This window comes from Syntrophobacter fumaroxidans MPOB (genome assembly GCF_000014965.1).
Taxonomy (GTDB): Bacteria; Desulfobacterota; Syntrophobacteria; order Syntrophobacterales; family Syntrophobacteraceae; genus Syntrophobacter; species Syntrophobacter fumaroxidans.
The window spans coordinates 2240486-2253060 of record NC_008554.1 but is presented as its reverse complement, the minus strand read 5'-3'; the positions used below and the strand labels follow the sequence as shown (position 1 = coordinate 2253060).

General features: G+C 61.9%; 9 protein-coding genes. 2 read left to right on the top strand and 7 right to left on the bottom strand.

The window, feature by feature from the left end; translation table 11 throughout:
• Positions 1-15: 15 nt before the first annotated feature.
• The 7 genes from hydE to SFUM_RS09495 all read right to left on the bottom strand — a co-directional run bounded on the left by hydE (position 16) and on the right by SFUM_RS09495 (position 9889).
• Positions 16-1098 carry a [FeFe] hydrogenase H-cluster radical SAM maturase HydE gene (gene hydE / locus SFUM_RS09530; RefSeq protein WP_011698699.1) on the bottom strand — a complete coding sequence of 361 codons (1083 nt, stop codon included), beginning with the start codon at positions 1096-1098 and terminating at the stop codon, positions 16-18.
• Positions 1085-2353 (bottom strand): [FeFe] hydrogenase H-cluster maturation GTPase HydF, encoded by a 1269-nt coding sequence (gene hydF / locus SFUM_RS09525; RefSeq protein WP_011698698.1) that lies wholly within the window; start codon positions 2351-2353, stop codon positions 1085-1087. The genes hydE and hydF overlap by 14 nt, the downstream gene beginning before the upstream one ends.
• Positions 2354-2372: 19 nt before the next feature.
• Positions 2373-3785, bottom strand: coding sequence for an aspartate ammonia-lyase (locus tag SFUM_RS09520; RefSeq protein ID WP_011698697.1), 1413 nt, complete (start codon positions 3783-3785; stop codon positions 2373-2375).
• A gap of 95 nt (positions 3786-3880) precedes the next feature.
• Positions 3881-5287, bottom strand: a complete 1407-nt coding sequence (hydG, locus tag SFUM_RS09515) for a [FeFe] hydrogenase H-cluster radical SAM maturase HydG (RefSeq protein ID WP_041442232.1) — start codon at positions 5285-5287, stop codon at positions 3881-3883.
• 349 nt (positions 5288-5636) lie between these two features.
• Positions 5637-6242, bottom strand: a complete 606-nt coding sequence (locus tag SFUM_RS09510) for an outer membrane protein (RefSeq protein WP_041440233.1) — start codon at positions 6240-6242, stop codon at positions 5637-5639.
• Positions 6243-6535: 293 nt separating this feature from the next.
• Positions 6536-7330: a patatin-like phospholipase family protein gene (locus SFUM_RS09505; RefSeq protein ID WP_011698694.1), complete on the bottom strand. Its 795-nt coding sequence runs from the start codon at positions 7328-7330 to the stop codon at positions 6536-6538.
• A gap of 267 nt (positions 7331-7597) precedes the next feature.
• The gene (locus SFUM_RS09495) at positions 7598-9889 is read right to left on the bottom strand and encodes a Tex family protein (RefSeq protein ID WP_083764193.1); all 2292 of its coding nucleotides are present in this window, start codon (positions 9887-9889) and stop codon (positions 7598-7600) included.
• 846 nt (positions 9890-10735) lie between these two features.
• On the opposite strand from SFUM_RS09495, the gene SFUM_RS09490 reads away from it, so the two are divergent.
• Positions 10736-11158, top strand: coding sequence for an RlpA-like double-psi beta-barrel domain-containing protein (locus tag SFUM_RS09490; protein ID WP_011698692.1), 423 nt, complete (start codon positions 10736-10738; stop codon positions 11156-11158).
• Between the two features lie 414 nt (positions 11159-11572).
• The gene (locus tag SFUM_RS09485) at positions 11573-12571 is read left to right on the top strand and encodes a D-cysteine desulfhydrase family protein (protein WP_011698691.1); all 999 of its coding nucleotides are present in this window, start codon (positions 11573-11575) and stop codon (positions 12569-12571) included.
• Positions 12572-12575: the final 4 nt, after the last annotated feature.

Genomic DNA, 12575 nt, shown 5'->3' with positions numbered 1-12575 from the left:
AGAATCTCCATTCAATCAGCTCAGTGAGGCTCTAAGGCCCGGAGAGCTCCGAACGCGCATGACGCGCCTCCCGGGACCCATCCCTATGATGCGTCCCATTCGTCTGATGCGATCTTCGATTCCGGGCGCACCGGGAGCCGAGTCGGCAAGATAGGCCTTGCCGGGATAAATCTGGTAATTGACCCGGTAGCGGCGGGGCGTGAGGTTGGGCATGAAGACGTTGGCGCCCCGCATCAGGCCCAGCTCCACTCCGCGGACCCTGTTCAGGGTGGCCAGGGCCGTGGTGCTCGGAATGTTCGCATCCGGGCAGGTGAGTCTTGCCAGGGCAATCACCTTACAGGTCATTTGCTCCGAGTTGGGCACCTGCTCCTCCGCGGCGATGCCGGGCCGCCATTGGCCCCGACCCATGGGAGTGTCCGGGTGCGGCAGATACGGGCCGATCCCGATCATGTCCAGGTCCAGCTCCCGAAACAGCAGGATGTCTTCAGCCAGGCTCGCATAGCTTTGTCCGGGGATGCCGACCATCACCCCGCTGCCGGTCTCGTATCCGAGCGTCCGGAGCGTTCCGAGGATGGCGATGCGCTCCGAGCTGCGGCCCGGCAACGGCGGATGTATCTGCCGGTAGAGCTCCCGGTCCGAGGTTTCGAACTTCAGCAGGTAGCGGTCGGCGCCGGCCCGGCGCCAGGCCGCCAACTCGGCTTCGGATCGCTCCCCGAGGCCCAGAGTCACCGCGAGCCCCGTTTCGCGCTTTATCCGTTCGACGAGGGATTCGACCCAGAATCGGGTCAGCCCGAAATCTTCCCCCGATTGCAGGACCACCGTCCCATAGCCGCGGCGCTCCGCTTCGCGCACGGTGTCCATGATTTCGTCCGCGCGCATCCTGTAGCGCTCGATGCGCGCGTTTTCCGCCCTCAGGCCGCAATAGAAGCACTGGCGCCCGCAGTGGGCGCTTATTTCGATCAGCCCGCGCAGATGCACCGCGTCGCCCACGTGTTCCCGGCGGATTGTATCGGCCATGCGCCAGAGGGCTTCCAGCCGCCGCGGGTCTTCTTCCCGCAGCCAGGCCAGGACCCGTGCGCGGTCATCATCGGCGGCCATCGCCGTCTCCTCCTGGCCCGCGGGCGGCGCCCTTCGCCTCGCGATAGACGCGGAGGGCCGCCGGAAAGGGTTCCAGGGCGCGTTCGAGGATCCCCAGGCTGTAGGCGATCACCACGCCGTAGTTGGTGATCGGGACCCCCGCCTGCCGGCAGTGCAGGATCCGGGTGAGCATCTCCCGCCGGTTCCACATGCAGGCGCCGCAGTGGATCACGAGCCGGTAAGGCGACAGATCTTCCGGGAAATCGTGTCCCTGGACGTGATCGAATTCGAGCTTGCCGCCGACGTATTGGGTCAGCCAGCGCGGTATCTTGACCCGGCCGATGTCGTCGCCGATGGGGTGGTGGCTGCAGGCTTCGGCGACGATCACGCGATCCCCCGCCTTGAGCCGATCGACGGCGAGCGCCCCCTGCACCTGGGTGAGCAGATCGCCCTTGTAGCGCGAAAACAGGATCGAAAAGCTGGTGAACGGCACGCCGGGCGGCACGTCGGCCGCGACCTTGAGAAACGCCTGCGAATCGGTGATCACCAGTCGGGGCGGAGCGTTCAACCGATCGAGGGCTCGCCGCAATTCGCGTTCCTTGACCATGAGGCAAAAGGCATCGCTGTCCAGCAGGTCCCGAATGGTCTGTACCTGCGGCAGAATGAGGCGACCCTTGGGCGCCTCCTTGTCGATGGGAATGACCAGGATCGCCATTTCGCCGGGTCCCACGAGGTCCCCCGCAATGGCGGGATTGTCGATCAGGTCGGCGGGGGCGTTGTCGAGCAGCGCCCGGCGGAACGACAGGATGCCCTCGCCGGACCGGGCGCTCAGCGAAACCGCCGGAAGCTTGCGATCCGCCAGTTTCCGTAGCAGGCCGGGATCGGGCTTCCCCAGGTCGCTCTTGTTCAGCACGATCACCACGGGGATCCCGTGAGCGCTCAGCTCTTCGAGCATCCGGTCTTCGAATCCGCCCCAGAGGCCGGCTTCAGCCACCAGCACGCCAAGGTCCGTGCGGTCGAATACCTGGCGTGTCTTGCGCACGCGCAATTCCCCGAGCGCCCCTTCGTCATCGATGCCGGCCGTATCGATGAACAACACGGGGCCGAGCGGCAACAGTTCCATCGGTTTCTCCACGGGGTCGGTGGTCGTGCCCGCGATCTCGGAAACGATGGCCACTTCCTGCCTTGTCACGGCGTTGAGCAGGCTCGACTTGCCGACGTTGCGGCGGCCGAAAATGCCGATGTGCAAACGCATGCTCTTGGGTGTCTTCATCACGACGATGCGGCGTCCTCGTTCAAGAGGTTCCCAGCCGGCACACGGCCTCCGGGCTGATCAGTTCCTCGAACCGCTCGGCGGTCAGGATGTTCTCGTCCAACACGATTTCACGCACGCTCCGCCGCTCCCGGCGGGCGCGCTCGACAACCCCGCACACCCCTTCGTAGCCCAGCACCGGGAGCAACGCCGTGGCCGCCGCGGTGGAATTGCGCACCCGGCTCCGGCATTGTTCCTCGTTGGCTTCGATCCCGGCAACGCACAGCCGGCGCAGCATGTCGCAGCTTCGCGCCAGCAGGTCGGCTCCGTCCAGCAGGGTCGCCGCCACGAGCGGCAGGAAAGGATTCAATTCCAGGCTCCCCGATGCACAGGCGATAGTGAGCGCGGCGTCATATCCGAACACGAGCATTGAAGCCTGGCTGGCCGCTTCGGGAATGACCGGGTTCACCTTGCCCGGCATGATCGACGATCCCGACTGGCGCGCGGGCAGAGCGATCTCCGCCAGGCCGGTTTCCGGACCGGAGGACATGAGGCGCAGGTCGCCGCAAACCTTGAGCAAAGTCGCGGCGCAAGCTTTCATGATGCCGGAGACCTCGACGAAGACGTCGGCGTTCTGCGTGGCCTCCACGAGGTTTTCGGCCCGGGCGAACCCAATGCCGGTGTTGGCGCGCAGGGCGTCCGTCACCCGGAAGATGAAATCCCGCGGCGCGCCAAGTCCCGTGCCGATCGCCGTCCCGCCCAGGTTGACCACGCGCAGACGTTCTTCGCACTTGTAAATGCGCCAGCGGTCCCGGCCGAATGCCTCGGCGTAGGCGCCCATCTCGCGTCCGAGGGTTGTCAGCACGGCGTCCTGCAGCTGCGTCCGTCCCACCTTGACCACATGCGCGAAGCGTTTTTCCAGGGACTGGAATTCTTCCTGCAATTCGAGGACGCGGGCTTCGAGGTCCCTCAACGCGCGAATGGCCGCGAGCTTCAGGGCCGTCGGATAAGTGTCGTTGGTGGACTGATGCAGGTTGATGTCGTCCAGCGGCGACACCCGGTCGTACCGTCCATGCGGTTCTCCCAGCAGTCCGAGGGCGCGATTGGCGAGCACTTCGTTGACGTTCATGTTCGTGCTGGTGCCGGCGCCTCCCTGCAGCAGGTCCACCACCACGTGACCGGTCAATCGCCCTTCGGCCATTTCCGCGCAGGCGGTTTCAATGGCGTCGGCTTTCCGAGGCTCGTCCTTCCAGACCCCGAGACTTCGGTTTGTCCGGGCGCAGGCCAGCTTGACCTCCCCGAAGGCACGCACCAGGGCAGGATGAACGGGCCGGCCGGCCAGGGGGAAATTCTCCATTGCACGGGCCGTGTGGATGCCGTGAAGCTCCGCCATGGGGACGGGCAACTCGCCGATCAGGTCCCGTTCGATTCGAAAGTCGCTGTCCGTCATCCTCATCCCTTCACCCAATGCGGCACGGCCTTCCAAACATCGTTCGATCCTTGATGGCGTCATTCGATCACGAGTCCGTCACCTCCGCAAGGAGAGCCCGCTCAAATGTAAACGTCGCGCCGCCCGCCACGCACCTTGTCGAGCATCTTCGAAGCCGTTCGACGCAGCCTGTCGTCCATGCGCGCCAGCTGTTTCTCGATGAGCCTTTCGCCGGCGGCGACGGTATCCGGCGAGGCGTAGTCGAGCAGGTATTCCAGGAAAGTCGACAGAGCGTTCGGGTCGCAGCGGTACTTGATGTCTCCCGGCTTGGCCAGTTCCATGAAATCGTGCCCGGTGCGTCCCAGCCGGTAGCAGGCCGTGCAAAAAGACGGAATGTAACCCATGTCGGCCAGATCCCGGATCACCTCGTTCAAGGGACGGTGATCGCCGAGTTGGAACTGGGCGTCGGTTTCCTGGACGCCGTCGGAATAGCCCCCGGGATTGGTGCGGCTTCCGGCGGAGATCTGCGAGATCCCCAACGCCAGCGTCGCACGCCGGGTTTCCGGTGTTTCGCGCGTGGACATGATCATTCCCGTGTAAGGCACCGCCATGCGCAGGATGGCGACGATCTTCAGAAAATCGTCGTCACTCACCGGGCGCGGAGGATTCGCGGCGATTTCGGAGCCGACTGCCGGCTCCATGCGCGGGACGCTGATGGTATGCGGACCAACGCCGAAGACCTCTTCCAGGTGCCGTGCGTGCTGCAACAGGGCCAGGACCTCGAATCGCCAGTCATATAGCCCGAACAGAAGGCCCATCCCCACGTCGTCGATCCCGCCCCGCATGGCGCGGTCGAAGGCCGTGACGCGCCAATCGTAGTCGCGCTTGCGACCGCCCGGATGCATGACGTCATAGGTGCGACGGTGATAGGTTTCCTGGAACAGCTGAAAAGTCCCGATGCCGGCGGCTTTGAGCTGTTTGAACTGTTCCACCGTGCATGGCGCCAGGTTCACGTTCACCCGTCGGATTTCTCCGGGACCGCTGCGCGTTTTGTAAACGGTTTCGATAGACTTGATGATGTAGTCGAAGCCGTCCTCCCGGGGATAGCTCTCGCCGGAGACGACGAGCACCCGCTTATGTCCCTGTTCCACCAACAGCTTGATTTCATTTGCGATTTCATCTTGGTTCAGGGCGCGGCGGTGCACTTCCCGGTTGCTTGCCCGGAATGCACAATAGAGGCATTCGTTATGACATAGATTGGAAATGTACAGAGGCGCGAACAGGACGATCCGGGGCCCGTAGATGGTCTCCTTGATAAACCGGGCGGCGGTGAAGAGCTCCTCCAGCAACCCCCGGTCCGTGACCACCGTCAGCACCGCCACTTCCTCGGGATTCAGCCCCTTGAGCTCGCGCGCTTTCGCCAGGATTTCCCGCACGTGCACCGGGTCGGCGACCGGACCGAGACCTTCCAGTGTCTGAAAAATGACGCGTTCGTCGATGAATGCGCCGCCTTGCGTCGAATGATCCATGCTGCCCGCCCGAGCGTTCACGTTGAGCACCGTTTCGCGTCGACAGAGAGAAGATCGAGCCGGCACAATCCGGCCCCAGCTTATTTCTCAGTAATGTACTTCCCTTGCTCAATTCTTTCAAGGCGTTCACCGAAAAAAGAGACCGAATGTTCCTTCCGAAGGGGAGGAGATGACGCGGGGGGCGGGAATCCGGGCAGGCATCTTGATTCCCGGTTTCCGGCGAGGCGACGGTTGCGCTTTGCGGAAAACAAAATCCGGTGGCCTCCTCGCGTGCTGCATGCGGGAGGCACCGGATGTCGTCGAACCGGAACATGCGCCGAATTCTGCGGGGAATCGGCGTCCATGGCCGCTAAAATGTATATCCCACCTGCGCTCCGAGCCTGAAATTGTCGGCGCTCGTATGGGTGTTGACCCCGTCAAGCTCGATGTCCTGGGTGATCTGGTACTTGATGTTGGCCCCGACAAACCAGTTCGGAGCCAACCTGTAGTTGACATCGGCGAAGAATTGTCCACCGAAGAGCCAGTCATCGGAGCTGTACGATACGTTTCCGAAATCCGCCTCGAAGCCGAACCAGTTGGCCGAGATGCCGGCGCCCAGGTCGAACTTCACGCAGGGGGTGATATCGAAAACGTACTTGAGGTTGAACTCAACGGGCACATAATCGACGTTCAGATCAAGGCTGTAAGGATCGACGGAGGTTGACGTTCCCGCCCAGCCTATTTCCGCTCCGAAGTATAGATTGGGGGAAATGCAGCCTATCACGTAATACACTTCGAGACCAACATAGACACCGTTCTCCAGATCCATATCCGCAAGGCCGTTGTCGGTGAAACGAAACCAGTCGATCTTTATGGCCGCATCCCCGAAACCGAGGGCATTTCCTTGAGAGGCGTGAACCGGTGGAACCGCACAGATCAAGCCGACAAGAAAAAGACTCAGAATCAATTTTCTCATCTCTTTCCTCCTTTTTCCTGGAATTCCTTGCAGGCGCAACATTCGGTTCCCTCCCTGCAGCGGGATCGCACGCAAAGCACCAGTCCCATGGAGGGAACGGAATTACCGTCGCCAAATGAGGCAACGGATCGGAACTCATTTTGGTTCTGAAAGAACCACCTTTATCAATTCGCGCCAAACTTACCGTTCACACTATGGAATGTCAATCATATATTACAAACCACATTCAGATGGCTTGGAAGCAGGCTTAATAATGTCTTCATCAATATCCCGCTGACGGGTGAGTGTTTTTCTCAGGCCTTGTCCATGAGTTTTTCGAGAGACATCCTGAATTCGGCCGCGTCCTCCCGAACGCCGTCGAGGATTTCTTTGTGGCGGTGGAAGTCCAGCACCCTGATATTCGTGAGGCTCGGTTTGACATACAGATCGGGAGGGGAGAGCTTCATTTTCGCTTTCAGGATGGCGGCCTGCATGATCTGAAAGGTGGACAGGATATTTTCCACCATGTTGGGCACCGGGTCGTCCTCGGAATAGGCTTTCTCCCCGGAAACGTCGATGGCGATGGTGAAATCGCATTCCGGCTGGATGAGGTCGTAGGGCAGGGGATTCACGGCCCCGCCGTCGACGAGGACCGTTCGGTCCATGACCACCGGCTCGAAAATCCCGGGCATGGCCATCGACGCCCGCAGGGCGGTGCCCAGGTCGCCGCTCTCGAAAACGACCTGCCGACGGTTCCAGAAGTCGGTGGCCACGACCTTCAAAGGAAGGGACAGCTCTTCGAAGGTCCCGACAGGGATCTTTTTCATGAGGTACTCTTCGACGCCCTTGCCTTTCAGAATGGCCGACTGGCTGAACACGGAAAAATCCATCGCCATCCGGTACACATCCAGCAAGCCGAGATCTTCCAGCTCCTGTTCGATTTCCAGCCCCGACACGCCCGCCGAGTAGAACCCACCGATGATGGCGCCGATGCTGGTACCGGAAATAACGGCCGGCGTTATCCCCAGTTCGTCGATGACTTTCAGGAACGCAATATGGCAGATCCCTTTGGCGCCTCCGCCTCCCAGCGCAAGGCCGAACTTTTTCATCGATGCTCTCTTTTCGGGTCAAGCTTGCCGTATTCCCATTCCGTCCTCCCGGTTCCACGGGCCGCTGACGAATGATCCACGGAAATTCGGCGGTCCATGCCGGGATACGCCATGAGGCGGAAACTCACGCCGGAACACGGAAACCTTATCGTCATTGCGGCGCAGGGCGTGAGGCGCCGGGAAAACGGCAACAAACCCGGCACCCGCCGATGTGACCCCCTCTGTTTCCGCACGGATTGCGGCATGGCACGCCTGACCCTGTTGGGGTTACGCTTTCTTGAAAGCCTTTTCGAACGGATTGTTGAAACGGCCTCCCTTCGCGGGTGGAGGTGTCGGTCCATGATGCGCGGCGCCTTCCGGCGAGTGATTCTTCACGGGCCGGTCCCCCCGTGCCTTGGTCTTTTTCGATTCGGCTCCGGGCGGGCGGCCTTCCTTCATGGAAAGGGAGATACGGCCTCTTTCGAGGTCCACATCCAGGACCGTGACGGTGACGCGCTGCTGAACGCGGACCACCTGCCGCGGATCCTTCACAAAGCAATCGGAAAGCTCGCTCACGTGAACCAGGCCGTCCCTGTGAACCCCGATGTCGACAAAGGCGCCGAAGGCGGTGACATTGGTGACGATGCCGGGCAGTTTCATGCCGGCCCGGAGGTCTTCGGGTTTTTCGATTCCCTGGGCGAAGGAAAAGGATTCGAACGTGGCGCGCGGGTCGCGGCCCGGCTTGGCCAGTTCGGACAGGATATCCAGAAGGGTCGGGAGGCCGACGTGAGCGGTAACGTACCGGGCCGGGTCGATCCGTTTGCGCAGGTCCGCGTCGCGCATCAGGTCGGTCACGGAACAACCCAGGTCACGCGCCATGGCTTCCACGATGTGATAGGATTCCGGGTGGACGGCACTGGCGTCGAGAGGATTTTCGGAGCCGCGGACCCGCAGGAAGCCGGCTGCCTGCTGGAACGCCTTGGGGCCGAGCCGCGCGACTTTTTTCAATTCGTTGCGCGAACGGAACGGACCGTTTCGGTCCCGGTGCGCGACCACGCTTCGGGCCAATTGAGGTCCCAGCCCGGAAACATAGGTCAGCAGTTGCGGGCTCGCCGTATTGACCTCGACTCCCACCGCGTTCACGCAGCTCATCACCACATCGTCCAGGCTCTTTTTCAGCTCGCTTTGATCGACGTCGTGCTGGTACTGGCCGACGCCGATGGCTTTCGGGTCGATCTTGACCAGTTCGGCCAGCGGGTCCGTCAGCCGCCTGCCGATGGAAACGGAACCCCGTACCGTCACGTCCTGGTCCGGGAATTCCTCGCGGGCGACGGCGGAAGCGGAATAGACGGAGGCCCCGCTTTCGGCCACCATGATGATCTGAACGGCGGTCGGAAGGCCAAGGCCCCGCACGAAGGCTTCGGTTTCCCTGCCCGCGGTGCCGTTGCCAATTGCCACGGCCTCGATGCCAAAACCTGCGACCAGGTCCCGCAGCCGCTCGGCGGCCTTTGCCGATGCCCGCTCCCCGGTATGCGGATAGACCGTCTCGTGGTGGATGAGTTTCCCCTGCGGGTCGAGACACACCACCTTGCACCCGGTACGGAAGCCCGGGTCGACGGCGAGCACGTTCCTTGCCCCGAGCGGCGGCGCCATCAGGAGATGGCGAAGGTTGTCCGCGAAAACCCGGATGGCCTCCCTGTCGGCGCGTTCCTTGCTCAATTGTCTGGCCTCGGTTTCGAGGGAGGGGGCCAGCAGCCTTTTGTATCCGTCGGCGGCCGCGGCCGCGACCTGCCGCGAGGCGGGGGAGTCGCCCCGCACAAACAGGGATTCGAGGATGGACAGGGCTTCGGTTTCCAAAGGAGCGATATGCAGCGTCAGGAAACCTTCCTTCTCGCCGCGAAGTACCGCCAGAACCCGATGCGATGGAGCGTCCGCCACGGGTTCCTCCCAGTCGTAGTAGTCACGATAACGGATGCCCTCGCCCTCCTTCCCGGGAACCACCCTGGCGCGGGTTGTCCCCCTGCCCGCGAACAACTCACGCAGCCGGGCGCGCGCGCCGGCATTCTCGTTTATCCGTTCAGCGACGATATCCCGGGCCCCCGCCAGGGCGTCGTCAGCGCAAACCACTTGCCGGTCCGGGTCCACGAACCGTTCTGCCTCGGCGACCGGGTCTGTGGAGTCGTTCTGGGCGAAAATGAGGTCGGCAAGGGGTTCCAGTCCTCTCTCCCGGGCCACCGTGGCCCTGGTACGGCGTTTGGGCCGGAAGGGCAGGTACAAGTCTTCCAGTGCGCTCAGGGAACCGGCTTCGAGAACCGCCTTTCGCAGTTCCTCGGTCAGTTTTTCCTGTTCTTCGAGCGATTTCAATACGGTCGCCCGTCGTTTGTCCAGAGCGTCGAGTTGCGCGAGACGGTCGCGAATCGCCGCAATTTCCATTTCGTCCAGGGAGCCGGTGGCTTCCTTGCGGTAGCGCGCGATGAATGGGACCGTCGCGCCTTCTCCCAGAAGCTCGACTGCGGCACGGATCCGATGTTCCGGGAGACCAAGCTCGCCGGCGATCAGGAGGATGTGCTGTTCGTTCATGTTTTCCTTCCAGGTGGTTCCGGATTCTTCGCCGGATTCGATTTCAGCCCGGGCTCGTACGAGGTGTTCGTTCACGAGCACACTCCATTGTACTTGATATCAGGGATTTTGGCAGTCGGCAACGCAATCCGCCAGGCGGTGGGGCGTGGGCGGAAAACGGCCCGGAAACAGGGGCGTCGTGAGAAGCGGCTGTGCTCTGGAAAAAGTTCATCGCAAAAAGAACCGCTCCAGGAAGAACCGCACCCATGGCGGCGCTGAACCCCGTCCGCCGCGCGGGAGTAAAAACACAAACCGTAGACCGGCTCGCAGAGCAGGTTTACAGGTGTACAAAATTGGCTGTTTTCGGTCTTTGAGCGCTAAGTCCTTGACTTTTATAAATTCGCCTACTAGGATGGCGAAAAGTTGGATCGGGCATGCTCGTTGACCGTCGCACCGGGCGGCAGGGATTAGATGCCCGCGGGATCGAGGGGGATATGGCTCTTATGGCGTACGACAGGCGATCGCGGTATTGGATCGAAGCAGGCGGCATGTCGGGCGGGTTGTGCCCTGAATGCCCGTACGTCCCGGAGTCCCTCAACTGAGATAAGTGACAAGTGGCCTGTGGTCTGCTCATGTACAGGGAGCGTTCACAGGCCATTTTCATTTGAGATGGGCGAAACGCCGCAATCTTGCGCTCGACATGGCTTTTGCCCGTAGATCAACATGGCTTTTGCCAGTGCGACCTTTGAAAATCAAGAGGGATCACCGTTGATCGATTTTTAACAGAGTGACACTCCGAGAGTGAGAGTCCGTCGATTTTTCGTTCATCTCCGGAATGAGCGGAAACCCACAGCAGGAGAAACAGAGATGTTAAAAATTGTCAAGATGATGAGCTTGTATTTCCTGGCCGCCACCTTGTGTGAACAGACCGCTGCAAGTCTTCCGCAGAACATGCTTGTCACCGACGCCGCCATCCATCATGTGATGGTTTCCGCGTATGCGAACTCCCCCAAGTGCACCGGATCCAGGGGCGGCATAATGTCTTCCGCCGTCAAAATCAGGCCCGAACATTACGGGAAAGTCGTCGCGCTCAGCCAGGATATCGCCAGACAGTATCGTTTCGGCGATCGTTTCAACCTGTGGGTCAAGGGACGCGTTCACGACGTCGCCTTCCAGGATAGAATGCCCGGCAGGCATCGCGGCAAAGTGGACCTTCTGCTGCCTTCGGTGCAGTCATGCAGGCAATTTGGAAGGAATCCCGGCATCCTTGTCCCGCGCGACAAAGCCTGAACCACCCCGGCCGAGGGGGCGGTTGTTCTTGGTGAACGCCCGTCCTGCACCGGATGCAGGCCGAAGCCGTTGCGGCCTTCGTCCATGCACGGCCGTCTGCTCCACACCTCCTCTGACGGCGGGCCCGCCGTTGCCCGCCGTCACTCCCAAAAACCACCGGCATGGAAAGGGTTCCTTCATGCCGCGCGTTCCCGCCCTTCCATCGGGCTCCCATCGTCTTTTTCAGCATGACCTTCCCTCGAGTTTTTCGATTTGCGCGATACGACGGTCCCGTGAGAAGATGGGGTCACGCGGGTCGGTCCGAAAGGAGGACCGGAGGAAGCCCCGGCGGTTGACTCCGGCCCCGGCTGTCGGACCCCGATTCCCATCCCGCAAATGACTCGCCCGCAGGGCATGCAATGAGGGTGACGCGCAATGAGCATCGGAATCGACGAGATGCCCAGAATTGAAATCGGTTTCTTCCCGACGCCGCTGGTCGAAGTCAGGAGACTTGCCGCTGTTCTCGGAGGGCCGCGCCTTTTCATGAAACGCGACGACCTGACCGGGCTGGCGCTGGGCGGCAACAAGACCAGGAAGCTCGAATTCCTGCTGGGAGATGCCTTGAGCCGAGGTTGCGATACAGTGATCACAGGCGGCGCCGCTCAATCCAATCACTGCCGGCAGACGGCGGCCGCGGCCGCCGCGGTCGGCCTGGAATGCCATCTCGCGCTTGGCGGCGAAGAGCCGCCGCTGGTGAACGGAAACCTGCTCCTCGACCGTCTGTTCGGCGCCGTCGTTCATTGGTGCGGAGAACAGCGCAAAGGCGAACGCATTCCGGAAATCGCGGCAGGGCTGCGTGCACTCGGGCGCAGGGTCTATATCATCCCTTACGGGGGGTCCGATGCGGTCGGCGCGATGGGCTTCGTGGCAGCCGTCCGCGAGCTCAAACAGCAACTTGCCTCGCGGAACGAAAAGATCGACACCGTGATCATTCCGTCGAGTTCCGGCGGGACCCACGCGGGTCTCACCGTGGGAATCGATGCGTTCGATTTTCCGGCACAGGTGATCGGCATCGGGATCGACAAAGGGGTGTCGGGCGGGGGTTCATACGAATCCGAACTGGCGGTCCTGGCCAACCGGATTGCCGGGACGCTCGGGCTGCAGGCGAACTACGACGCCGACCGGTTCCGGATGCGCTATGAATACCTGGGTGCCGGATACGGGGTGGTGGGCGACCTCGAGCGCGAGGCGATCCGCCTGCTGGCGCGATGCGAAGGGATCCTGGCCGATCCGGTCTACACGGGGAGAGCGCTGGGCGGCATGATCGACATGATCCGCGGGAAGGAATTCGCGCCCGGCGATACGGTGCTGTTCTGGCACACGGGGGGCGTGCCGGCGCTCTTCGAGTATGCGGGCGAGCTCCATGCCGGGTGACGAG